Below are 22,835 nucleotides of genomic sequence, written 5' to 3'. Positions count from 1 at the left end.
ATCAGTGGTTTGAAACAAGTTCCATGAGCTGGGCGACATAGGCCGTAGCTTCTGTTTCTGCCTTCTCAATCAGGAAATACTGGTACACCAACGCACCGAGCTTCCCTCGCGTCTCAGGTGGTAGTTTTAACCGGCGCTCGGCTGCGATCTTTTCCACTGCGGCCAAGGCCATGCCGAGAACCTCCCCATTGACCGAGCTGGTAGACGTATCGAGATCGGCGACGAGCATCGACCCTTTGCCTGTTAAGAGCCAGTTAATGCTCAGACCGTTCTGCGCCAGCCCGGTAAGCAATTTGCTGTTCGGGGCTGTTCGGCCGGCCTCATTGTCCTGAATTCCTCGCTTCGTTCCGCCGACCAGCTCCGCCAGCCGGTCTTGGGACAGGCGAGAGTGCTCTCGGTAGGCACGCAATCTTTCGCCTATCTCGACGGAAATGCGTGTCGCACTTTCAGTCATTCACTCACCCCAGAAAGTGCGACACGCGTGTCGCACTTTCGCGGCTCGTGTCGCACTTCAAAAATATCAAATCAAATCAGCACGTTACGTAAAACTCCCGAGTAGCACGCAAAAACCGAAGTGCGACACGCAAAACACGTTGCGAAGCACGGTTTTGCGTGCTATCGTTCATTCCCATGAACACGCTAAACATGTCAAAAAAACCAGCCGAGCAGGTTGCCCTGCAAGACTGGCATCGCGCCGACATCAAGGCGGCGCTGGAAAAGGCCGGATGGTCGCTGCGGCGACTGTCGATGGCGCACGGCTACACGCCCGGCGCGTTAAAAAATGCACTCGACGTGCCTTGGCCGAAGGCCGAATCGATCATCGCAGCGACGATCGGCGTACCTCGTCATCTCATTTGGCCGAGCCGTTATCACATCGACGGCACTGCACGTAGCGGACGCGGTGAGCGCGGTTTCGGCCGACGCAAAGCGGTCGCGTCAACGGAATGTAAGTCTATCACCCGGTCTGACGCGTGCAACGTCAATTGTGCGGGCGGAGCTTGACATGTCGGCACGTAAAACTACTCGAAAAGCCACTTCCGGCCAGATGGAACTGAGCTTCTTTGACGTTCCGCCGACGCCGCGCCCCGAAGCCGGCGGCCTCGACGTTGCACTCACGGTTCGCGAGACCCTCGCGGACATGCTCGGCACCGTGTCTAGTCGCGGTATCGACCGGCACGAGGTGGCCGCGCAAATCTCCCGTCTGTCCAATTACGAAACGACGAAGAACATGCTCGATCGTTACTGCGCGCCGAGCGCCGAAGGCTGGCGTTTTCCTGCCGAAGCCATTCCCGCGCTTACGGTCGCGACCGGCGATTACCGGATGCTCGAAATGCTCGCCGACCGCTGCGGCTGCCGCGTGTATCGCGGCGAAGAAGCCATGCTCGCCGAGATCGGGGCACTCACCTTGCAGGAGCGCTCGGTAAAGGCTCGCCTGGGTGAGCTTCGCAAGAACGTGCCCGACACCGTCATGGACCGGCTTGTCGACGAGGTAGTTCGCCGGCTTGGAGGGCGTGCGTAATGATCGACTTTGAGCTGATTGCCGCAGCCCTCTCTATTACGAAGCGCTCGGCCGAACGTCGTGCCACTCGCGAAAACTGGCCCTTCGATCTGGAAGCCGTGCGCGGCGGCCAGCGCAAACTGTTTGACTTGGCGAACCTGCCGGCCGACGTGCGCAAGGCCGTCGAGCGATATCGGGAAATCAAGGTGCGCGGCGACGCGGCCGGCCGCACGCTCAAGTTGATTGAGCAGGTTCGCGCCGATGCCGAAGCCGAGCGCGCAGCGAAGAATCAGCGTGCGCAGGAAAGCCTCAAGAAGCTGACGGCCGAACTGCCGCCGGGCGTGCAGGCACGGTTCGACGCGCGCTACGAGATCGTCAAGAGTTGGGAGACGTGGTTCGTCACGGTGCAGCCGATGAGCCGCCGCGTGTCCTGGCCGACCTACACAAAAGCATACAACCTGAAGGAAATCGAGGTTGCGGCGGCGGTCCGGTCGACGATCCCGTCGATCTCGCCGCGTTCGCTGCAGCGGTGGGTGCTCGAATACGAGCGCGTCGGCCTTGCGGGCCTGATCGACGAGAAGGACGGCCGGCATCAGCGCGACGTGAACGTGTTCACGAAGCAACCCGAGCTGGAAAAAACAGCGCTCGCGCTGCTCATCGACCGACCGAACCTCGGCATCCAGCACCTCGTCAATCTGCTGAACCAGGCATCTGTCGACGCCGACTCCGGTGAAATCCTGTTCGCCGCGCCGTCCTACGATGCGACGTATCGGTTCGTGACGGCGTGGCGGCGCAAGCACGACGGCCTGTTCACGGCTGCCACCAATCCGGACGAGTGGAAGAACAAGTATATGACCGCGTTCGGTGATGCGTCGGCCGACGTCGAGCGCCTGAATCAGCGATGGGAAATGGACGCGACGCCGGCCGACTGGATGCTGACCGACGAAGACGGCGTCGAGCGTCGTTATTCCGCGTCCGTCGTGATCGACGTGTACAGCCGGCGCAAGCTGGTTGTGCTCGCTCCTACGCCGAAGACCGAGACGCACAAGTATGCGTTGCGCCTTGCCCTGCTGCTGTGGGGTGTCCCGGAGGAAATCGTTACCGACAACGGCCAGGACTACAAGAGCCGCAACTTCATCGAGACGCTTGCAGCACTCGGCATTGCGCACTACGTCACGGCGCCGTTCTCGCCGTGGCAGAAACCGCACGTCGAGCGCGGCATCCAGACGATGCTGCACTCGATCCTGGAAGGACTGTCCGCGTTCATCGGGCATAGCGTCGCCGAGCGTAGCGCGATCGAAGCGCGCCGCGCGTTCTCCGAACGCCTGTTCAAGAAGGGCGAAGCTGTCACGCTTGCGATGCCGGCATCCGAACTGCGCGCGCTCATCGAGCAATGGATCAGGGGTGTCTACGAACACGCGCATCACGAAGGCATCGGCATGTCGCCCTATCAGCGGGCATCGAGCTATACCGGCCCCGTGCATCGCATCGAGGACGAACGTGCTCTCGATGTGCTGCTGGCACCGCCCGCCGGCAAGGGACGATACACCGTCACGAAGAAGGGGCTGCGCATCGACAACGCGCAATTCATCGCCCCGGAGCTGGCGCTCTACGTCGGCAAGGATGTTGCGGTACGCATCACGCCCGATCTCGGCGAGGTCATTGTCTATCACGAAGGCGAGTTCGTTTGCGTGGCGCGCAATCCGGAGCGTACCGGTGTGTCACGTGCGGAAATCGCCGTCCTGGCTCGCCGTAAGCAACGCGAACACGTGAAGCAGCAGATGCACGCCATCAAGGGCACAAAGGTCGATACGGATCGCCTTGTGCGGGATCTGGTGGCTGACAAAGCGGCGCAGGCCGGCAAGCTCACCGCACTGCCGACGCGCACCGCCACGCATACGACCGATGAACTCAAGGCAGCCGGCACGGCAGCGCGCGCACTCGATCGCGTCGTGCCGAAAGCAGACATTCCGGCCGACCTGCAGCGGATCATCGACGCTCGGCAGGCTGCAAGCCAAGTGCAGCCCACACCTGAGAGCAACGTGAAGAAGATTCGGCCGGTTCCGGAAACGCCGGAGCTGCGGTTCCGCAAGTGGCAGGAACTGGACCAACTGGTCGCGGCCGGCGGCACGATCGACGATCCGATTTTGACGCGCTGGTACGGCCAATACCCGCAGACCCCTGAATTCGCAATCGCCATGCGAAAACACCGCCAGGCATCCAGCCCGGCGGTGCCCGGCACGGCCACGGTCGCCACCGTGACGCTTGCATTCAACTAACCCCTTGACGAGAGGCATTGACATTATGGTGAAAACCACCCCTGCAATCAATCGCCCGGCCGGCGGCATTGCACCGATCGCCACGCTGGACCTTGTGGCGGCAACCATCGAGCGACTGAATCAGCGTCGCGGCGGTGTGCCGGGCATCGGTGTCCTGCACGGCCCGGCCGGCTGGGGCAAGACCTTCGCGACGAACTCGATCGCGGTGGAATCGCGCGCCTACTACGTGCAGATGCGCAGCGCTTGGAGCGCGAAAGTGATGTTGGAAAAAATTCTCTACGAGATGGGCGTCAAGCATGGCCGCGCGACCAAGTCCGGCCTGCTCGATCTGGTCTGCGAGCAATTATCTGCCTCGCGCCGCACGCTGATTATCGACGAGTTCGACTATTGCGCGAAATCTGACGCCCTCATCGAGCTGACGCGAGACATCTATGAGGGTTCGCAGGGATCGCTGCTGTTGGTTGGCGAAGAGCTGCTGCCGAAGAAGCTGGAACAGTGGGAGCGCTTCCATTCACGCGTGCTGACGTGGGCACCGGCGCAGCCGGTCAGCGTGAGCGATGCCGGCAAGCTTGCCTCGATCTACGCCCCCGATCTCGCGATTGCCAACGATGTGCTGTCGCACCTGGTCGAACTGTCTCGCGGCTCCGTGCGGCGCGTATGCGTGAATCTCGTTTCGATCCACGAGCACTGCATGACGCGCGGCATGGCTGACTTCGAGCGCTCGGACCTCGATTCCATTGCCCTCTACACCGGCCGTGCGCCGGAACGGAGAGTGTAATGGACGTGAGCCTGACTATCGACGGCCTTCGTGACGCACGAATTTTTGCCGTGAACGATCAAGGTGAAGAGTTCGATTCCGAGATCGCAGACTCCGGTGACATTGGGATTACATGTCGGGAAGGTGACGGCTTCGCGTTGCTTACCATCTATTTCAATGGACTCACCTACCAGGGCGGTCAGCGGCTCGCCGATCTCTTCCTGAATCGCCGTGAAATGCTGGCCCTCGCGCGCGCACTTCAATCTGCTGCGGAAGTTGTGAGCGACATTGATCCGCGAATGGAGGGTTCTCATGGCGCGTAAGCCGATCAACCTCGAAATGAAGGGCGGCAAGAATCCTCGCCAACGTATCTGGGAAGCAATTCGCAATGCTCGCGATGCGTTCCAGCAACGCGAGATTGCGATCGCCTCCCGTACTGAGATCAGTGCTGTCCAGGACTACATGAAGGGCTTGCTCAAAGGCGGCTATGTCGAGGTCGAGCAGGAGGAACGACTCGGAGGCGCAGCGGTACGTCGCACGTATCGACTTGTGCGCGACAACGGCGTTGAGGCTCCGCGTCTGACCCGCAATGGGGGTGAAGTCGTACAAGGCTCGATCAATGAGGCGATGTGGTCGACGATGCGCCGCATGTTCGTCGCGCAGGACTTCAACCACGTCGAACTTGCGGCATTTGCCAGCACGGCGTCTCGCCCGATTTCGGAAGCCACCGCAGCGACCTATGTCGGCAAGCTTGCAGCGGCCGGCTATCTCGAATGCATCGCTTCCGCGAACAAGCGCTCGAGGTACGCCGCACCGGCTCGTTACCGGTTGCGTAAGGACATGGAGTCCGGGCCGAAAGCGCCTCTTGTTCAACGAACGAAGGTCGTTTTCGATCCGAACTGGAACCGCGTCATGTGGATGGAACACCAGGAGATCGCCGATGAGTAAGCCCGCCTACATGCAGGAAGACTGGTTCGTGAACGGCCTGATGAGCGAGGTTCGTGCGATCAATGTTACCCAGGTCGCGGCGCGGATGGGTGTTGCGCGCAAAACGCTTTCCATCTTCGTCAACGGCAGCGGGGCCTACGGCACCGGCAAGGCAAAGCCCGACCGGATCAGAGCGCGTTACCACGCTGCATTCGGACGCGTTGTCTGCCCATTCAGCCACGCCGAGGTGGACGGAGAACATTGTCGCGAGTACGCGTTGCAGAAGGCCCCGATCCACAATCCGATCAAGCTTGAACACTGGCGCACATGCCAAACCTGCCCGCATCGCCCCGTCAAAGGAGAGTCCAAGTGATGACGAAATGTAACGCCCTCAATCCGGCCGTGCCGCCGATCAATCAGCTCATGCAGCTCACGGCGCTGCGTCTCGCAGCGACGATCGGGACGCTCACCACGCAGGGCTTCACGGTCATCGGCATCGAGTTCTCGAACGGCTCGAAGCCGACGATCCAGGTACAGAACTGCGCGGTCTGCACCGACATGGTCGCGAAAGGCGAAGCCACGTACTACCGCACGGGTGGCTCGGGCACCACGCGCTATCGCACCGGCCAGTTCAAGGTCGGCGATATCCGCGTGCTATGGACGGAGCGAGGACACTAAAAATAGAAGCAACGCCTTCCTCGAAGATCATCAAACTATATTAGGAGTCCTTTTATGAAGCTACACGTTTTCACATGCTCTGACGAAGGGCGTCGTGCCCGTCGTATTGCGGTCGATGGCGATCGCATCGATTTTCCCGAATATCCGACGGAGCTGTTTGCCGCTCATGCCAATCCGGTTGCAACAACGGCGGGCGAGCCGGCATTTGTCGTGACGCACGTTGGCACGGGCTTTCGTATTGCAGGTGGCAAGACGCAAGCCGCTGCGATTTCGATGGCGAAACGTCTCATCAAAAAGAAGCCAACAGAAGAGTTCTGGCACGGAGTTTCGGTCGCTCGCAAGCTCATCAAGGCATATCAAACCCTCTCTTGAAAGGAATGAACATGGCATCCGTACAGCAGATTCTCCTAGCCATCATCGACCACCCGGGTTCGTCCGGCGCGCAGCTCGCCGAGATGCTCGACATGGATGCGAAGGACATCCAGCCGCGCATCGATCCGTACATCCGCCAGGGGCGCGTGATCCGCGACAAGAAGGTCATGGATGGCTCGTCCCCGATCAATCTGTACTACCCGAGTGACGATCTTGTGCGCGAGTTCGACGGCACAAAGCAGACCGTGACAAATACCGCGCGAAAAGCGCCTGCATTCACGCCGGCCGATGCCGCGCCCGGCGAGTTCGTTTGCGGCTTTTCTACGGCCGGCCGTCTGACAGTCACCAAGGGGCGAAAGACGATCGAGCTGACGCGCGAGGAGACATCTCGTCTGCTCAAGTTTGTCGACTGCATCAACATCGAAGCGATCGCGGGAGCGCAAGCATGACTATCCATATCACCCAAGGCCCGCCCCTGACCGACCCCGAGGCATTAAGCAGTGTGGCCGAACTGCGATGCGAGTTGCACCGCGCGAACAAGACGGTGCAGCGGCTCCTGACCAAGATCGCACAGTACGACGAGGTTGGTTCACAGATGGTTGGCTCGGTGAATCACATCCTGACGCTCCACGTTCAAGGAAATATCACTGGTCTCGTTGAATGGCTGGACAAGTACCTGTCGGAACGGCCACGCGTGCGAGAGAGGATCGAAGAGGCGATCGAGAGCAAGAATCTCCGGCGCATGCACTGACCGGTCAATCCATTTTCCTATCAGGAATACGCTATGACGAAGAATCAAATCCCGGTCGGCTACGTAAAAGACGCACGTGGCCGCCTCATTCCGGAATCGCTGGTCGAGCCGATCGACCAGTTGCGTGATCAAACGATCACGTCGTTGGTGGCCGAAGCCAGGCGTCTTCAGTCGGAGATGGCTGAGTTCAAGACGCGTGCATTCGGCGACATCGCTGCGTTCGTCGCAACCAGCCATGAGCAATACGGCGTCAAGGTCGGTGGCGCGAAGGGCAACATTTCGCTGATCACGTTCGACGGCCGCTACAAGATCGTGCGCCAGATCGCCGAGCACCTCCAGTTCGACGAGCGCCTGCAGGCGGCGAAGGAGCTGATCGACGAATGTCTGCGCGAGTGGACCGAAGGCAGCAACGACAAGATCAAGGTGCTGATCAACGAAGCATTCCAGGTCGACAAAGAAGGCAACGTCAACACCGGCCGCATTCTCGCGCTGCGTCGTCTTGCGATCGACGATTCGAAGTGGACCAAGGCGATGCGAGCGATCGTCGACAGCATTCGTGTAACGGGCAGCAAGCCGTATATCCGGCTGTACGAGCGCGTCGAGGACACGGAGGAGTATCGCGCGATCAGTCTCGACCTTGCGGCGATCTGACCATGGCGACGAGAAAAACCACTACGCGTAGTCGCGATGTCGCCTGCCTCCGAATCAGCTACCAGGAATACCTGATGGATGCCGACAAGGCAATGCAGGCACTCAAGCTGTTTCAAGGCGCGATCAAGTGCGATAAGCACTATCACGATCAGGGATACCGGTATATCGCTCAGGAGCGTCCGGAACTGCAGATGACGATGGTCGATCCGGACGATGTCGTGATGCCGAGCAGCAATCCTGCACTTGAAGATCGCAGACGTTAAAGCGGGGGTAACGTGGATAAGAAAACTGCAATCGAGAAAATCCGTAAGTGCCTGGCGCTGTCGAGATCGAGCGAGCCGCACGAAGCAGCCGCCGCGCTTCGCCAGGCTCAGAAGCTGATGGAGCAGTTCGGCATCGACCATCCCGAACTGCTCGCGGCCGGTGCTCGCGAGGAATGGTCGAAGAGCGGCGCAGCTCGTCGGCCAGTGCGATACGAGGTAGCACTCGCGAGCGTTGTCGCTGGCGCGTACGGTTGCGAACTGCTGTTTACCCGGCAGGTCAACAGCACCTGTACCGACATCGTCGGCGGTTACACATTCGTCGGCGTTGCACCGGCGTCGGAGGTAGCGAAGTACACGTTCGACGTGTTCGCGCGGCAGTTGCGCGTGGCGCGTCGCGATTACATCCAGACGAAGTTGCGCCGTTGCGGTCCGAAGAACAAGACGGCGCGCGCCGACGAGTTCTGCGAGGGTTGGGTGTATGCGGTGCGCATGCAGTTGCAAGATGCCGTGCGCACTGTCGAACACACGGCGATGATCGACGCCTACATGCGTGCGCACCACGCGCAGGTACGTGAATTCGAGCCTCGCACGCGCGACGTGTCTGGTCGACGCACAACCGACGATCACTGGCACGGTATCGAGCAAGGTCGATCGGCCGTTGTGCGTCCTGGTGTCGGCGCACCGGACACGCGGAGAATCGGCCATGTCTGACATCGTTGTCATCCTCGTCGGGATTGTGTTCCTGGTCTGTCTCTGCCGCAAGGAACTGCGGCGCTGGTGGAGGTCGTGATGCTGATCGCGAAAACAACGGTAGCGAAAATCCACATCGCGAAGCAGCAGCTCGCGATGACCGATGACGAATACCGCACGGTGCTGCGCAGCATCGCCGGCGTCAGCTCGTCGAAAGACCTGACGCCGGAAGGCGCGCACAAGCTGCTGAAGCACTTCGAGCGCTGCGGTTTCAAATCGAAGCGCGATGTCGGTCGCAGGCCGAACGTTGCGCAGCCGCGCGCCGCGCAGATCCGCAAGATCGAGGCGCTGCTCGCCGACGCGGACCGTTCGTGGGACTACGTGGGCGGCATGGTGAAGCGAATCTGCAAGGTCGACGCCATCGAATTCTGCGACGACGCGATGCTCGGCAAGCTGATCGCGGCACTTCAATACGATGCGAAACGGAGGTCGGCATGAAATTCGACGGTGTCGAACACCTGTTGCCCGACGTCGTGAAAACGATCGTCAAGCTGATCGGCTTGCCGACGACGGTGCGCCTGGTCGAGCAGCTCGGCGGCACGACCTTCCCGGTAGCGATGCGCCGATCGCGCCTCGGCGAAATCCGTTACGAGGCGCTGGCCGAAATCGTAGGACCGGACGCGGCCGATCAGCTCACCGCGCATTTCGGCGGTGACGTGTTGTATATCCCGCGTTGCGTGAAGGCCATGCGCGAACTAATGTACCGCAGCATTCGTGCGGAGTTCGACGTGCTGACCCGCGACCGTGCTGCAAACCACGTTGTCGCGCAGCTCGCACTTCGCTATCAGATGGCCGACCGTCATGTTTGGCGCATCCTGAAGCGCGCCGACGCATCCGAACGTACCGTTCCCCAGGCGGAGTTGTTCTAGCGTTAGAATCCCGCCATGATTAAACGAAGCCCCGCCCCGTGCGGGGCTTTTTGTTGTTCCCCGCTGACATCGGTCGACTCGTGTCAGTGGCAGTGCAGCATCAACAATGCGGTCATCATTCCACATACCGAGGGTATCGATGGCACGCATTACGGCCAGCGCGGCGGGCGGACAGAACATCGTCGCGTTTCTCGACATGATCGCCGCAAGCGAGATCGACGCATGGACGCGTCAGAACAGTGACGACGGGTATAACGTGCTCGTCGGCTCGCACGGTCCAATGAAGCGCAACGGCAAGGCCATTGCCTCGCGCCTCCTCACATTCCCCTCCTACGCGAAGCACCCCGGCATCTACAACGCGGAGCTGAATTCGACGGCCGCTGGTCGCTACCAGCTCCTGTCGCGCTACTACGCGCCCTACGCGCAGTTGCTCAAGCTCAACGACTTCAGCCCGGCTTCCCAAGACCTGATCGCTATCCAGCAGATTCGCGAGCGCCGCGCGCTGCCGCTGATCGCTGCCGGTCAGCTCGCAGCCGCGATCAAGGCGTGTTCGAACATTTGGGCGTCGCTGCCCGGCAACGATTATGGTCAACGCCAGAATGAACTGGCCGTGCTCACCGTCGCGTACAAGGCGGCCGGCGGCATCGTCGCTATCGCCTGATCGGGAGCGGCTCACTTCATGCGCTTCGCCGATCTCATCACCGGCCACGACGGCAAACTGTCGCACGCGAAGCTCTGGCCGAACATCGCATCGGCCGTCGCGACCGGCATGTTCATCTATCAGGGCTACCGGAACCAGCTCACGTTCGACACGTGGCTAATCTATCTCGGCTGCGTCGGCGGCTACTCGGCCGTCATCCAGGCACTCGCCGCATGGCGGGGCCGTCCCTCCAAGGAAAGGGCAAATGACGATAGCAATCTGTAAGTACGGGAAGCTGGCCGTAGGCATCGTCATTGCCGCACTGCTCGCGTTCGCCTTCGCGAAAACCTACCAGCACGGCTACGAAGTGGCGGCCGCACGTGGCGACAAGGCGTTGGCCGACTACCGCGCGACCGTCGAGCACACGTCCGCATCGGCCGCGAGTGAGGCATTCGGCCGGTACGCGGCCGACGTGGCGCGCGCGTCCGCCGCGGAGTCCGGTTATCTGACCGCACAAACCACTGCAGCACAGAACGCGACGGTACTGAAGGAGCAAATCGATCATGTCGCGCAACCTCACCGCAATCCGCCAGTTCCCGGCCAGCAACCTGATTCGCCTGTTGCTGGTTGCGTGTTCAGCCGTGGCTTTGTCCGCGTGTGGAACGACGCAGCGAGCATCGCCGACGCTGGTGATTCCGCCATGCCGACAAGCGCCGATCCCGCCGCTGCTATTGTCGGTCCCGACACCGATGCCACCGCTGACTCCGGGGTATCACAAGCCGACATCCTCGACTGGTTCGTCGACTACGCGACCCGCGCCCGAAACACCGAATCGAAACTGAAGGCGGTGAAGGCCGCGCTTACGAAACAAGAGGACAAGCAATAGATGGATGACTTTGACCACGCGAGCGACATAGAAGAACAGTATCGCGCGCTCGCGATCGCGGCGGCAACGCGACCGACTCGCACCACCGCCGAATCGGAAGCGCTTTGCCAGAACGAGGCATGCGGCGAACCCATTCCCGATGAACGTCGTCGCGCGATACCCGGTTGCCGCTTCTGCATCGAATGCCAGGAGCGACGTGAGCAGGTGATTAAACGGAGGTATGCGTGCAAGTGACACTCGACCCGGCCGCGATTTTCATGGGGATCATCACGCTTCTGCTCGGCGCTGTTCAACTCTTCGGTGTGTCGTGGATTCGCACCGTGCAGAAAAAGATGGAAGACAACGAGGCGCGCGACGTTGGCATACAGCGTGAGATCGCGGCGTTCCGCGAGACTGTGGCGCGCGACTACGTTCCGCGCAGCGAGCATCGTGAGATGCGCGACGAATTCCGTGACGGGTTGGTGAGCATCGACATGAAGCTCGCCGATATCAATAACAAGCTTGACAGGAAACAGGACAAGCCATGACCGAGGACGTGAAGTCGGGCGACAGCCCGGAAATGCAGATGTTGAAGAAGATCGATGCAGGGATCGACGAGCTGAAGGATCAGGTCGCCAACGTCGAGAAGCGCGCGATCAAATACGGGGCGGCCGCAGGTGCCGGCGCGGGTGCCGTGGCCGGCGGCATCGTCGCGATGGGTATCTCGTTCGCCCGCGCGAAGCTGGGGCTGTAACTCATGGCTCACCCGAAGGAAGTCCGAGACAAGGTCCGACGTGCGTTTGTGTTCGACCGCTTCTCGCTCGAAATCGCGGCGGCTAAGCATGGTGTGTCATATGCAACAGCTCGCCGATGGAAGGCGGATTCGCTTGCTCAGGGTGATGATTGGGATAAAGCCCAAGCGGCGCAGCTCATCGCGGGCGGCGGCATTGAAGGCGCGGCCCGTCAGATGCTGGCCGGCCTGGTCACGCAATACCAGGCGACGATGGACGAACTGGACGGCGCGGAGATGAAGCCGGCCGACAAGGTCGCGCTGCTCGCGAGTCTCGCCGACGCGTACAACAAGACGATCAACGCGTCGAAGCGCATCCTGCCGGAGACGAACGAACTGGCGATCGCGATGGGCGTCGTGCAGCGTCTGGCTGCGTTCATCAAGGATCGACATCCGGAACACGTCGGCGCGTTCGCCGATGTCCTCGGCCCGTTCGGCGACGAGCTGGCCATCGCCTACGGTTGAGGTGACGCCGCCATGCTGATTAAACTGACCCGCGACAACGCGGTGAATCCTGTTCACGTCGTTAGTGCCCGTATCGAACACCGTGATCGCGATACGCGCCTCGTTGTTGAGACGGTGATCGGCAGCGTGATCTACATGACGCACAATCTGTATGACGGCGTCGACGTGTACAAGATCCATCAGGCGCTGCTCGACGCGAAGGCGGACTGACATGGTCCAGAAGTTCACCGAGAAGGATTTTCACAAGGAAATCGCCGAGCTGCAGGCCGAGCTGCGGCGCGACATCGAGGCCCATGCGACGGGCCTCGATCCGTCGCCGGCCGCGCGCATGGAGCGCCGTCGACGCGTGCTCGTCGACGGCGACTACCAGTTCTTCGCGTACACCTACTTCCCGCACCACATTCGCGGCACACCGTCGCTCTTCCAGGCACATTTCTGCGGCCGGTTTCCGAAGCTGCTGCGCCAGGCCGGCGGCACGCGCGAATGGTGGGTTGCACCGCGCGGCGAGGCGAAGTCGTCGATGTGCACGAAGATCGGCCCCGTCTACATCATCGTGCAGGGGCTGCTGCAGCGCGAGGAAATCCGGCGCGAGGTCGGCTGGACCGGCGAGCTGCCGTCGTTTCTCGACTACGTCATCTTGCTCGGCGCGGAGACATCGCTGCCGACCAAGCTGCTCGAAGTCATTAAAACGGAGCTGACCGCTAACGCGGCGCTTCAGCTCGACTTCCCCGAGGTGTGCGGCAAGGGGCCGATGTGGAAGGTCGGCGAGTTCGTCACGAAGAACGGCGTGAAGGTCGAGCCGTTCGGTGCCGAGCAGGCGATTCGCGGCACGTTCCACGGCGCGAGCCGTCCCAAGGTGCTGATGGGCGATGACCTGATCACCGACGCGGAGGCGAAGAGCCCGACCGAACGTCAGAACCGATGGACGTGGCTGGAAAAAGCGATCGACTACCTCGGCCCGCCGGACGGCAGCGTGAAATACATCGGCGTCGGCACGGTGCTCGACAAGGATGATCCGATCTCGCGCGCGAAGCGCACCATCGGCCATATCGTCCATCATTTCCGCGCGATCGCGCAGATGCCGACGAACATGGATCTGTGGCAGCAGTGCGAAGCGCTGATGCTGAACGACGACAAGCCGGCGATCGAAGAGGCCGCCGCGCGTGGTGAGGCGATCGCCGACACCGATCTGCCATCGTATCAGTTCTACCTGGAACACCGGGCCGAAATGGACGCCGGCGCCGTCACGTCCTGGCCGTCGGTGCGCACGCTGTTCTATCTGATGCGTCAGCGTGCGAAATCGCCGCGCGCGTTCGCGACCGAGATGCAGGGTGATCCGCGCACCGAGGAAGACAAGGTGTTCGGCCACATCACGTTTTGGGTGCAGCGGCTGTCGTCCTGGTTGATGTTCGGCGCGTGCGATCCGTCGATGGGCCAAGGCAGGAAGTCGGACCCATCCGCGATCCTGGTCGGTGGCCTGGACATCGTCAGTCGCAAGCTGCACGTCATCCACGCGGAGATCAAGCGCCGCGTACCGTCGAAGCTCGAAGCCGACCTGATCAGCGTCCAGCGCGAGTTTCGCTGTCGGGCGTTCGGTTTCGAGAACAACAACGCATATGAATGGGCGCGGCAAGACCTGATCAAGGCTGCATTGCGAGCCGGCGTCCCGCTGCCGCTCGTCGGTGTGACGGCGAGCGTCGCGCCCGAGCTGCGGATTGATTCACTGGAACCGTTCGTCACGGATCGGATTACGCCGTCGATTCTGTTCCACGCGACGCAGACCGCGCTGCTCGCCGAACTGGATGAATGGCCCGAACCGCAGGGCCATCACCACTTCGACGGCCTGACCGCGCTGCACATTCTTTGGATGATCGCGCAGTCGCGCGGCTACGGCATCACGGACGGTTACAAGGCGGTCACGTCCCGGCCGATCGAGCGCGGCTCTGATGAAGACGACGACTATGACTATCCGCTGTCGAGCCGGCGCGGCTATTGAGGAAACTGAACATGGCTCAAATTCTTGATATGTACGGACAGCCGATCCAGCGCGAGGTGCTGTCCGAGCCGCAGACGTCGAAGCTCGGCTGGATCACGCGCGATTTTGCGCAGCATCCGTCGCGAGGCCTCACGCCGAAGAAGCTGCATTCGATCCTGGAAGCCGCCGAGTACGGCGACCTGATGGCGCAGTCCGATCTGTTCGTCGACATGGAGGAACGCGACGCGCACCTGTTCGCCGAGATGAGCAAGCGCAAGCGCGCGCTGCTCACGCTCGACTGGAACATCGTCGCACCCGCGAATGCCAGCACCGAAGAGAAAAAGCAAACCGCGCAGTTGGATGAGTGGTTCACCGACATCGCCAACTTCGACGACGTGCTATTCGATCTGATGGACGCGGTCGGTCACGGTTTCTCGGCGCAGGAGATCGAGTGGCACCAGGTCGAGAAGGTATGGCTCCCGAAAACGCTTACTCACCGGCCGCAGCGCTGGTTCCGCACGCCGCTGTACGACGGCAACGATCTGCGTCTGCGTGACAACTCGTCGGACGGCCAACCGCTCTGGCCGTTCGGCTGGCTCGTCCACAAGCATCGCGCGAAGAGTGGGTATCTGACCCGCGCAGGTCTGCACCGCGTGTTGGCATGGCCGTACCTGTTCAAGACCTATGCCGTGTCGGACCTGGCCGAGTTCCTCGAAATCTACGGTCTGCCGCTGCGCGTCGGCAAGTATCCGCCCGGTTCGACGAAGGAAGAGAAAGCCACGCTGCTGCGTGCCGTCGCCGAGATCGGCCACAACGCGGCCGGCATCATCCCGGAGGGGATGATGATCGAGTTCAAGGAAGCCGCCGACGGTTCGAAAGACCCGTTCGAGGCGATGATCAACTGGTGCGAGAAGAGCGTGTCGAAGGCGATCCTCGGCGGCACGCTCACGTCGCAGGCCGACGGCAAGACGTCGACAAATGCGCTCGGCAAGACGCACAACGAGGTGCGGCAGGATCTGTTGACGTCGGACGCCCGCCAGGCGCAGCGCACGCTCACGAGCCTCTGTTACATGCTGTCGGCGCTGAACTTCGGCGCATCCGACCCACGCCGCTGCCCGCGTTTCGAATTCGACACCCGCGACCCTGCGGACTTGGCGCTGTATGCCGATGCGATTCCGAAGTTCGTCGGAGCCGGAATGAAAATCGGCCGCCAGTGGGCGCAGGACAAGCTCATGATCCCGGAGCCGAAGGACGGCGAGGACATCCTCACGGTGCCGAAGCCGCAGATGGCGCTGCCGCCCGAGGAACGTGCCGACGAGCTGCCGCGTACCGCGAAGATGCGGTATCGCGCCGTGCTGCGCAATTCGGCCGGCGAGATTGTCTATCCCGACCAGGACGAGCTTGATCAGACGATCGCCGCGCTGCCGGCCGACGCGATCACCGAGGCGCTGCGCGCCACGCTCGGACCGGCGATCGCGGCGCTGCGTCGGGGCGCGACGCCTGACGAAGCGATCGAGATGCTGCTCGAAGCGCAGCCGGAGATGGACGAAACGGCGATGCAGGAGCTGCTCGCGCGCTGCATCTTCGTGGCCGACGTCTGGGGGCGACTGAATGGCGGTTGATCTGGCCTATGCGATCGGCCTCGAACCGGAGAAGGCGATCGCCTACTTCGAGTCGAAGGGCTACCAGATCGGATTCCGCTGGCAGGATGTCGCCGCCGAGGCGCACGCGAAGGCGTTCACGGTGGCCGGCGTGATGAAGGTCGACGTGCTGCAGGACATCCGCCAGGCGCTCGCGACTTCGTTAAAAAAGGGCACGACGTTCGACGAGTTTAAACGGCAGCTCTCGCCGGTCCTGGAGCGTAAGGGCTGGCTCGGCCACGGCGTAATAGTCGACCCGGACACGGGCGAGATCGAGGGCAAGCGGCTCACGCCCCGTCGCCTGCAGACGATCTTCCAGACCAACATGCAGTCGGCCTACATGGCCGGCCGCTACGCGACGCAGCTTGAGCAGGTCGACACGCATCCGTATTGGGAGTATGTCGCGGTGCTCGATAGCCGCACGCGGCCGGCGCACCGCGCGCTCGCCGGCGCGATCTACCGGTACGACGATCCGTTCTGGCAGACGTTCTATCCGCCGAACGGCTACCGGTGCCGATGCCGCGTGCGGACCCGCACGCGCGCGTATGTCGAACAGAACGGCATCCCGGTACGCGACAGCAAGGGGAACATCGTCGAGGTCGAGATCGTCGATCGCTCTGGCGTGAAGCAGCCCGCGCTCGCCTATAAAGACCCGGCCACCGGTCAGAAGCTGCTGCCGGACCCGGGTTTCAGCTCGAACCCCGGCGCGCAGTGGATGAAGCCGTTCACACCGCCGCCGTCCGACAGCTTGCCGCGCACCTTCCCGTCCGGCGTCGAGCTGCCGACGTTGCCGACGCCGACCCCGGTGCCGGCGTCGACCATGCTGCCGGCCGGCCTTCCCCCGCAGCAATACGCGCAGGCGTTCCTGCGGGAGTTCGGCCTGCAGCTTGGCGAGTCGAAGGTATTCAAGGACGTCACGCGCTCGGCCGTCACGATCTCGGAGGATCTGTTCCAGGCCGGCGACGGAAGCTGGAAGGCGGACAAGGATGGACGCGGCGCGTACATGTCGCTGCTCGCGCGGGCGATCCAGGAACCGGACGAGGTATGGCTGCGGTGGGAAGAGAGTCGCGCGCAGCCCGGGACGTGGTTGCTCAAACGGCGCTACATCAAGTCCTGGTTGATCGACGGCCAGGACGGCGCGCAATACGGTCTGAGCGTGTTCGAGCTGGGCCAGGACGGTTGGGCCGGGTCGACGGCCATGATGGCGAACGTCGAGCGCGGTGAAGAAGCGCGTCGCCGCTATATAGAAAAGCAGCGTGACGGCTTTCTGGCGTACCGCAAATAGAACGGCCCGCGACGCCGACTCGTCGCGGGCCACCGTGCAGTTCCTTTGGTCGCGTCAGTCGGGAGCTTGTGCGACTGCAATCGGTATGAACAGAGTATAGCCGATGATTGAAACCCAGGTCGATGACACGCAGTACGAGGCGGCGATGGCGCGGGTGTACGCGTTGATGCAGGATGCCTCGCCGATCACGTCGCTGATCGCCGCGCTGATGCTCGACGCAGTCGAAGAGAATTTCGCGCAGCAAGGGCGGCCGAAGTGGCTCGGGTTGAGTCCGAAGACGCTCAAGCGCCGCCGCGAGGAAGCCGGCACCGGCAAGATTCTGCAGCGCTCGGGCCGACTCGCGTCGAGCGTCACGTCGACGCACGACGCCACGTCCGCCCGCGTCGGCACTAATGTCGTATACGCGGCGATCCACCAGTTCGGCGGCACGATCCAGCGCCATCCCATGTCCGGCTACGTTAGACTGCGCAAGGGCCGCGACGGCATGATCATGCGCCAGGCGAATCATCCGCACCTGGCCGTGTTCGCGAAGAACGGCCACAAGCAGGTCAAGATCGTGAAATGGACCCGCAGCCAGGGCTGGACGATCAAGATTCCGGCGCGTCCGTTCTTCGTGCTGACCGAGGCGGACAACATCGGGATCGAGTCGGAGGTAACTGCCTATCTGCGCCGATTGTTCGACCAGTAATTGCAGCCGTTTTAACCGCCTGTCAGCATACCGGACACCCCGACATAGCCACTCGGGGGCGGCAGGCCGCTAAACCCCCCGCTAAATCGCGCCGGATCGGCATTCTGTCTGCGCATCCTCCCGCGCACCTCTATTCTCTGGACAAGGTACTGACGCCGGTCGCCTAATTTTTGAGCGCCCCGACCGCCAACATGGCGGCATGGCTATCTTCTTCATTGCGGCGCTTTCGTCGCAAATCCAATCCACCGGCACGGCGCTCAAGCTGCTGCCGGCTGGCGAGTTCCGTGCACGGGACGGCCGGCCGACGGAGTGCGCTGCGTGGCGGCTCGACGCGGCTGGCGCCGCACGCCTGATCGCGGCGGCCAGCGCCCGCCGGACGCGCTATGTGATCGACTACGAGCACCAGACGCTGAACGCGGCGAAGAACGGCCAGCCCGCGCCGGCCGCCGCTTGGTTCAAGACGCTGGAATGGCGCGAAGGCGATGGTCTGTACGCGACCGACGTCCAATGGACCGCTCGCGCGTCCGCAATGCTCGACGCGAACGAATACGCCTACCTCTCCCCGGTGTTCGCCTTCGACAAGGCCGGCAACGTGACCGCGCTGCTCAACGCGGCGCTGACCAACGACCCCGCGCTCGACTGCCTCGACGAGGTGCAGCTCACGGCTGCCTGCTCGGCGGCGACGCACGCCTTCGATTCCGCCGCCCACGCGGCGCTTTCCACTGTCCCACCTACCGAGGCTCCCAATATGGATGAACTCCTGGAACAACTGCGCTGGCTGCTGAACATGCCGGTCGGCGCGACTGCTGAAGACGTCACGGCGCAGCTCAAGAAGCTGATCGAGTCGCTGTCCGGCGGCCAAGGCATCGCGGCCGCGAGCGTGAACCTGCCGGTGCTGCTCGACTCGCAGCGCGCGCAGATCGCCACGCTGTCGGCCAACCAGGTCGACCCGGCGCGCTTCGTGCCAATCGCGGTCATGACCGACCTGCGCACGCAGCTCGACGCCGCCAACGCGAAGCTTGCCGGCAACGAAGTCGAGGAACTGGTGACGGCCGCGCTGAAGAACGGCCGCCTGCTGCCTGCGCAGGAAGGCTGGGCGCGCGACCTGGGCAAGAGCAACGTCGCCGCGTTGAAGCAATTCATCTCGACCGCGCAGCCGATCCAGGCGCTCGGCGGCACGCAGACGGGCGGCAACCCGCCGGCCGATGACAAAACGGGCGCTGGCGCGCTGGCCGCCGAAGACATCGCCGTGTGCAAGGCGCTCGGCCTCGATCCGGCGACCTACAAGACGTCGCAGCCGGCCACCTGACGATAGCGCGGCAGCTCGCTTCACTTCCATCGGCAACGCGTTTCACTTCCACCAGGAGATTCACACATGACTGCATTGACCGCCGACCGCGACACCGTCGCCCGTGCCGGCCTGCTGTTCAGCTACCCGGCCAAGAGCGGCGTGCTGTTCTTTACCGGCGCGATCGCCGCGATCGACACCGCGACCGGCTTCGCGACCAAGGGCGCGGAGTCGACCACGCTCAAAGGCGCGGGCATCGTCCAGGAACAGATCGACAACACGGCCGGCGCGGACGGCGCTGTGAACGTGACGATCCGGCGCGGCCAGTGGCGCGTCGCGAATTCGGCCGGCGCTGACCAGCTCACGCTGAAGGATGTCGGTTCGACCGCATACGTCGTCGACGATCAGACCGTCGCGAAGACGGACGGCGGCGGTAAGCGCTCGGTCGCCGGCACCGTGGTCGACATCGACCCGGCCGGCGTCTGGATCGCGTTCTAACGCGGTCCGCCACACCTCTCGACTACTCCATAAGGAAAGCACATGGAAATCAATCGCGCCAACCTGCGCGCCCTGTTCACCGGTTTCAACACGGTATTCCAGCAAGCGTTCGACGGCGCGCCGTCCGACTGGAACCGCGTCGCCATGCCGGTGCCGTCGACCACGTCGCAGGAGGTCTATCCGTGGCTCGGCCAGACCACGCGCTTCCGCGAATGGATCGGCGATCGCGTGATCCAGAACCTGATGACGCATGACTTCTCGATCAAGAACAAGCCGTTCGAGAACACCGTCGGCGTCGACCGCGATGCGATCTCGGATGACACCTACGGCGTCTACAAGCCGGTGATCGCGCAGATGGGCCTGGACGCGAAACAGCACCCGGACGAGCTGGTGTTCAACCTGCTCAAGCAAGGCACGACGAAGACCTGCTACGACGGCCAGTATTTCTTCGACACCGATCACCCGGTGCTGCAGGAAAACGGCACGGTCGGCTCGGTCTCGAACTTCAAGGCCGGCGCAGGCCCGACCTGGTATCTGCTCGACATGACGCGCGTCGTCAAGCCGATCATCCTGCAGCAGCGCAAGCCGTACACGTTCGTCCCGATGGATCAGGAAACCGACGAAGTCGTGTTCTCGGCGAAGACGTACCGCTACGGCGTCGACGCGCGCTGCAACGTCGGCTTCGCGCTCTGGCAGCTCGCGTATGCATCCCAGGAACCGTTGAACGAAGACAGCTACCAGGCTGCCCGCGAAGCGATGACCGGCATGAAGGGCGACAACGGCCGCCCGCTCGGCATCCGTCCGTCGCTTCTGGTGGTGCCGCCGATGTACGAAGGCGTCGGCCGGAAGATCCTCCACGCCGACGCGAACAACTACGGCGCGACCAACGTCTGGAAGGGTTCGGCCGATCTGTTGGCCACGCCCTGGCTGGCGTAACGGGATAACACCCCCGCGAGAGACGGCCGCGCGACGCCGATAAGCGCGGAGGAAGACCGTCCCGGAGCTGCGGCGCAATGGTGGGCTCCGGTTGGGTTCGAATTCACAGGAGAGGTTCATGAGCAAGAAACATCCGGCGATCAAGGTGGCGTCGGCGAAGGAAGGGTTTCGCCGCGCGGGCCATGTGTTCGGGATCGTGCCGAAAACGATCGCGCTGGCTGCGCTTCATCCGGACGCACATGCCGCAATCGTCGCCGACAAGTCCCTGGTCGTGGTCGACACGGCGATCCATCTCAGCGACGAAGAAGCGGCGGCGCTCCCGCACCACGACGCCGACCACGTGATCGCCGCGCTCGCGAATGCAGACACGCTGACGCTCGACGTGAGCGAAGACGACGCGAAGCGCGCGCTGGCGCTGGCCGACATCGAGGCCGACCTGAAGGCTCGCGAGAACGAACTGCGCACGCGCGCCGATGCGCTCGCAGCCGCCGAAGCGGAACTGAAGCGCAAGTCCGACGAACTCGACGAGCGCCTCGCCGGCCTGGTCACGCGCGAAAACGATCTGCTCGCGCGCCTCCAGGCATTCGAGGCTGAGCAGGAAGCCGCGAAATCCGGCGGCAAGTCCGCGCAGTCGGCCGGCAAGAAGAGCTAACGCACCATGTACGCCACCGTCGAATTCATGATCGGCCGCTTCGGACAGCGCGAGGCAATCTCGCTGTCCGATCGCGAGCGCACGGGCGACGCGAACCCCGTGGTGCTGTCAGACGCGCTCGACGAAGCATCCGCCGAAATCGATACGTATCTGGCCGGCCGCTACGCACTGCCGCTCGATCCGCAACCGAAGATGCTTGCAGGCGTCTGCTGCGACATCGCGCGCTATCGCCTGTGCGGCGGCGAAACGGTCATGACCGACGAAATCGACAAGCGTTACAAGGCAGCGATCGCGTTCCTGAAGCTCGTCGCGAGTGGCGACGTCACGCTCGGCTCGACGACGACGGGATCGATCCCGCAACCCGACAACTCCGTTCAGTTCGTGACCGGCACGCGCGTGTTCAGTCGCGAGAACCGATAACGCCATGCCCTACGTTCCGATCGTGACCGCTGTTGAGCTTGGCGTCGTCGACCGCCTCACGCGCGGCCTCGGCAAGATGGTCGCCGAGGTCAAGACCTACGGCGGCGAATTCGATGACGACGAACTGGAATCCGTCGTGCGGCGTTTCCCGGCCGCGTGGGTGACGTTCGGCGGCGTGAAGCGCACCGATCCCGTCGCGACCAGCCGCTCGAAGTGGAAAGCCGAGGCGACCTTCGTCGTGATGGTCGGCGCGCGCAGCGTGCGCAACGAGGAAACCAGTCGGCACGGCGGGCCGGCGCACATCGAGGTCGGCACGAACCTGCTGATCTCGGCCGTGCGCCACCTGTTGAATCAGCAGGACATGGGTCTACCGATCCGACATTTCGCGCCAGGCGCGATCCGCACGCTGTTCAACACGAAGGTCCGCAGCGACGCCATGTCAGTCTACGCGCTGGAGTTTCATACCGCGTGGGTCGAAGACACGCTGTTCGTCGGCGCGTTTCCGCAAGGCAGCGTCGAAGGTCCGCTCGGCGAGGTGTTCGAGCAATACGACGGCCAGCTCGATCCGCCGACGCCGGACTGGAAGTCGACGCTGCTGCGCTACTACCTGCAACCCGGCACCGATCGGTCGGCCGACGCGGTGGATCACATTGAGATGAAGGAGCAACCATGAAAGTGAAAGCCCGTTCCGGGCTGCGTGTCCCGAAGGAACACGCATCGCGCCAGTACATCACGGACGCTGAAGCCGTCGATGTGCCGGATACCGCCTATTACCACCGCCGCGTCGCCGACGGCGATCTGGTTGTGGAAGCTGCGCCGGCCGTGGAGTCGAGCGTCGACGTCGCGCCGAGTCCCGCGGTTGATTCGAGTGCCAAAAAGGCCGCGAAAGGAGCCTAAC

36 protein-coding genes are annotated in these 22,835 nt (G+C 62.8%); 35 read left to right on the top strand and 1 reads right to left on the bottom strand.

The annotated features are described in order from the left end of the window. Position 1: 1 nt before the first annotated feature. On the bottom strand, positions 2-454 hold the full coding sequence (locus tag AQ610_RS05530) for a helix-turn-helix domain-containing protein (protein WP_059213559.1): 453 nt from the start codon (positions 452-454) through the stop codon (positions 2-4). A gap of 176 nt (positions 455-630) precedes the next feature. Between AQ610_RS05530 and AQ610_RS32725 the strand changes: the two genes are divergently transcribed. The 35 genes from AQ610_RS32725 (at position 631) to AQ610_RS05375 (ending at position 22,834) form a co-directional block, all read left to right on the top strand. Then, a complete protein-coding gene (locus AQ610_RS32725) occupies positions 631-1,002 on the top strand; it encodes a helix-turn-helix domain-containing protein (protein WP_231748950.1) in 372 nt (123 codons plus the stop codon). Position 1,003: 1 nt separating this feature from the next. Beyond that, positions 1,004-1,519, top strand: a complete 516-nt coding sequence (locus tag AQ610_RS05525) for a phage regulatory CII family protein (RefSeq protein WP_231748949.1) — start codon at positions 1,004-1,006, stop codon at positions 1,517-1,519. Continuing rightward, complete coding sequence (locus AQ610_RS05520) at positions 1,519-3,777, top strand: TnsB C-terminal domain-containing protein (protein WP_009916808.1); 2,259 nt, start codon at positions 1,519-1,521, stop codon at positions 3,775-3,777. Before AQ610_RS05525 ends, AQ610_RS05520 begins: the two co-directional genes overlap by 1 nt. 25 nt (positions 3,778-3,802) lie before the next feature. Continuing rightward, positions 3,803-4,555, top strand: a complete 753-nt coding sequence (locus AQ610_RS05515; RefSeq protein WP_045554825.1) for an AAA family ATPase — start codon at positions 3,803-3,805, stop codon at positions 4,553-4,555. Next, positions 4,555-4,857: a hypothetical protein gene (locus AQ610_RS05510; RefSeq protein ID WP_006025702.1), complete on the top strand. Its 303-nt coding sequence runs from the start codon at positions 4,555-4,557 to the stop codon at positions 4,855-4,857. Before AQ610_RS05515 ends, AQ610_RS05510 begins: the two co-directional genes overlap by 1 nt. Continuing rightward, complete coding sequence (locus tag AQ610_RS05505) at positions 4,847-5,482, top strand: hypothetical protein (protein WP_006025701.1); 636 nt, start codon at positions 4,847-4,849, stop codon at positions 5,480-5,482. The genes AQ610_RS05510 and AQ610_RS05505 overlap by 11 nt, the downstream gene beginning before the upstream one ends. Then, positions 5,475-5,834, top strand: a complete 360-nt coding sequence (locus tag AQ610_RS05500) for a hypothetical protein (protein ID WP_006025700.1) — start codon at positions 5,475-5,477, stop codon at positions 5,832-5,834. Before AQ610_RS05505 ends, AQ610_RS05500 begins: the two co-directional genes overlap by 8 nt. Then, on the top strand, positions 5,834-6,139 hold the full coding sequence (locus AQ610_RS05495) for an HI_1482 family protein (RefSeq protein ID WP_009916811.1): 306 nt from the start codon (positions 5,834-5,836) through the stop codon (positions 6,137-6,139). The genes AQ610_RS05500 and AQ610_RS05495 overlap by 1 nt, the downstream gene beginning before the upstream one ends. Before the next feature lie 54 nt (positions 6,140-6,193). Continuing rightward, positions 6,194-6,511 carry a hypothetical protein gene (locus AQ610_RS32720; protein ID WP_009916813.1) on the top strand — a complete coding sequence of 106 codons (318 nt, stop codon included), beginning with the start codon at positions 6,194-6,196 and terminating at the stop codon, positions 6,509-6,511. Between the two features lie 11 nt (positions 6,512-6,522). Next, positions 6,523-6,960: a hypothetical protein gene (locus tag AQ610_RS05490; RefSeq protein WP_009916814.1), complete on the top strand. Its 438-nt coding sequence runs from the start codon at positions 6,523-6,525 to the stop codon at positions 6,958-6,960. Continuing rightward, positions 6,957-7,262 (top strand): hypothetical protein, encoded by a 306-nt coding sequence (locus AQ610_RS05485; protein ID WP_009916815.1) that lies wholly within the window; start codon positions 6,957-6,959, stop codon positions 7,260-7,262. Before AQ610_RS05490 ends, AQ610_RS05485 begins: the two co-directional genes overlap by 4 nt. A gap of 33 nt (positions 7,263-7,295) precedes the next feature. Then, complete coding sequence (locus tag AQ610_RS05480) at positions 7,296-7,913, top strand: DUF3164 family protein (RefSeq protein WP_006025696.1); 618 nt, start codon at positions 7,296-7,298, stop codon at positions 7,911-7,913. A 74-nt stretch (positions 7,914-7,987) separates the two neighbouring features. Continuing rightward, complete coding sequence (locus tag AQ610_RS05475) at positions 7,988-8,176, top strand: hypothetical protein (protein WP_009916816.1); 189 nt, start codon at positions 7,988-7,990, stop codon at positions 8,174-8,176. Between the two features lie 12 nt (positions 8,177-8,188). Beyond that, entirely contained in the window at positions 8,189-8,887 is a 699-nt protein-coding gene (locus AQ610_RS05470; protein WP_006025694.1) for a DUF2786 domain-containing protein, read from the top strand. Positions 8,888-8,965: 78 nt separating this feature from the next. Next, the gene (locus tag AQ610_RS05465) at positions 8,966-9,364 is read left to right on the top strand and encodes a gp16 family protein (RefSeq protein ID WP_043282469.1); all 399 of its coding nucleotides are present in this window, start codon (positions 8,966-8,968) and stop codon (positions 9,362-9,364) included. After that, the gene (locus AQ610_RS05460; protein WP_006025692.1) at positions 9,361-9,795 is read left to right on the top strand and encodes a Mor transcription activator family protein; all 435 of its coding nucleotides are present in this window, start codon (positions 9,361-9,363) and stop codon (positions 9,793-9,795) included. The genes AQ610_RS05465 and AQ610_RS05460 overlap by 4 nt, the downstream gene beginning before the upstream one ends. 139 nt (positions 9,796-9,934) lie before the next feature. Beyond that, on the top strand, positions 9,935-10,456 hold the full coding sequence (locus AQ610_RS05455) for a glycoside hydrolase family 24 protein (RefSeq protein ID WP_006025691.1): 522 nt from the start codon (positions 9,935-9,937) through the stop codon (positions 10,454-10,456). Between the two features lie 18 nt (positions 10,457-10,474). Continuing rightward, the gene (locus AQ610_RS05450; protein ID WP_006025690.1) at positions 10,475-10,720 is read left to right on the top strand and encodes a DUF2644 domain-containing protein; all 246 of its coding nucleotides are present in this window, start codon (positions 10,475-10,477) and stop codon (positions 10,718-10,720) included. Continuing rightward, complete coding sequence (locus tag AQ610_RS05445) at positions 10,701-11,321, top strand: hypothetical protein (RefSeq protein ID WP_006025689.1); 621 nt, start codon at positions 10,701-10,703, stop codon at positions 11,319-11,321. Before AQ610_RS05450 ends, AQ610_RS05445 begins: the two co-directional genes overlap by 20 nt. Next, the gene (locus AQ610_RS32715) at positions 11,322-11,555 is read left to right on the top strand and encodes a TraR/DksA C4-type zinc finger protein (protein WP_006025688.1); all 234 of its coding nucleotides are present in this window, start codon (positions 11,322-11,324) and stop codon (positions 11,553-11,555) included. Then, entirely contained in the window at positions 11,546-11,848 is a 303-nt protein-coding gene (locus AQ610_RS05440; protein ID WP_231748948.1) for a hypothetical protein, read from the top strand. The genes AQ610_RS32715 and AQ610_RS05440 overlap by 10 nt, the downstream gene beginning before the upstream one ends. Then, positions 11,845-12,054: a hypothetical protein gene (locus AQ610_RS05435; RefSeq protein WP_006025686.1), complete on the top strand. Its 210-nt coding sequence runs from the start codon at positions 11,845-11,847 to the stop codon at positions 12,052-12,054. Before AQ610_RS05440 ends, AQ610_RS05435 begins: the two co-directional genes overlap by 4 nt. Before the next feature lie 3 nt (positions 12,055-12,057). Further along, the gene (locus AQ610_RS05430; RefSeq protein WP_043282361.1) at positions 12,058-12,555 is read left to right on the top strand and encodes a DUF1804 family protein; all 498 of its coding nucleotides are present in this window, start codon (positions 12,058-12,060) and stop codon (positions 12,553-12,555) included. Positions 12,556-12,567: 12 nt separating this feature from the next. Next, a complete protein-coding gene (locus AQ610_RS35780) occupies positions 12,568-12,765 on the top strand; it encodes a hypothetical protein (protein ID WP_006025684.1) in 198 nt (65 codons plus the stop codon). Position 12,766: 1 nt separating this feature from the next. Next, the gene (locus AQ610_RS05425; protein ID WP_006025683.1) at positions 12,767-14,551 is read left to right on the top strand and encodes a hypothetical protein; all 1,785 of its coding nucleotides are present in this window, start codon (positions 12,767-12,769) and stop codon (positions 14,549-14,551) included. An 11-nt stretch (positions 14,552-14,562) separates the two neighbouring features. After that, entirely contained in the window at positions 14,563-16,152 is a 1,590-nt protein-coding gene (locus tag AQ610_RS05420) for a DUF935 domain-containing protein (RefSeq protein WP_043282360.1), read from the top strand. Then, on the top strand, positions 16,142-17,455 hold the full coding sequence (locus AQ610_RS05415; protein ID WP_006025681.1) for a PBECR2 nuclease fold domain-containing protein: 1,314 nt from the start codon (positions 16,142-16,144) through the stop codon (positions 17,453-17,455). Before AQ610_RS05420 ends, AQ610_RS05415 begins: the two co-directional genes overlap by 11 nt. 103 nt (positions 17,456-17,558) lie before the next feature. After that, positions 17,559-18,143 carry a phage virion morphogenesis protein gene (locus tag AQ610_RS05410; RefSeq protein ID WP_006025680.1) on the top strand — a complete coding sequence of 195 codons (585 nt, stop codon included), beginning with the start codon at positions 17,559-17,561 and terminating at the stop codon, positions 18,141-18,143. A gap of 199 nt (positions 18,144-18,342) precedes the next feature. Further along, on the top strand, positions 18,343-19,452 hold the full coding sequence (locus AQ610_RS05405) for a phage protease (RefSeq protein WP_006025679.1): 1,110 nt from the start codon (positions 18,343-18,345) through the stop codon (positions 19,450-19,452). 66 nt (positions 19,453-19,518) lie between these two features. After that, a complete protein-coding gene (locus AQ610_RS05400) occupies positions 19,519-19,929 on the top strand; it encodes a hypothetical protein (RefSeq protein WP_006025678.1) in 411 nt (136 codons plus the stop codon). Between the two features lie 42 nt (positions 19,930-19,971). Continuing rightward, on the top strand, positions 19,972-20,865 hold the full coding sequence (locus tag AQ610_RS05395; RefSeq protein ID WP_006025677.1) for a Mu-like prophage major head subunit gpT family protein: 894 nt from the start codon (positions 19,972-19,974) through the stop codon (positions 20,863-20,865). Between the two features lie 118 nt (positions 20,866-20,983). After that, positions 20,984-21,517, top strand: a complete 534-nt coding sequence (locus tag AQ610_RS05390) for an HI1506-related protein (RefSeq protein ID WP_006025676.1) — start codon at positions 20,984-20,986, stop codon at positions 21,515-21,517. Positions 21,518-21,523: 6 nt separating this feature from the next. After that, entirely contained in the window at positions 21,524-21,937 is a 414-nt protein-coding gene (locus AQ610_RS05385; RefSeq protein ID WP_006025675.1) for a gp436 family protein, read from the top strand. 4 nt (positions 21,938-21,941) lie between these two features. Beyond that, entirely contained in the window at positions 21,942-22,610 is a 669-nt protein-coding gene (locus AQ610_RS05380) for a DUF1834 family protein (RefSeq protein WP_006025674.1), read from the top strand. Beyond that, the gene (locus tag AQ610_RS05375) at positions 22,607-22,834 is read left to right on the top strand and encodes a DUF2635 domain-containing protein (protein WP_006025673.1); all 228 of its coding nucleotides are present in this window, start codon (positions 22,607-22,609) and stop codon (positions 22,832-22,834) included. The genes AQ610_RS05380 and AQ610_RS05375 overlap by 4 nt, the downstream gene beginning before the upstream one ends. Position 22,835: the final 1 nt, after the last annotated feature.

This window comes from Burkholderia humptydooensis (assembly GCF_001513745.1).
GTDB classification, from domain to species: domain Bacteria; phylum Pseudomonadota; class Gammaproteobacteria; order Burkholderiales; family Burkholderiaceae; genus Burkholderia; species Burkholderia humptydooensis.
This window is presented reverse-complemented; position numbering and strand designations above follow the sequence as displayed.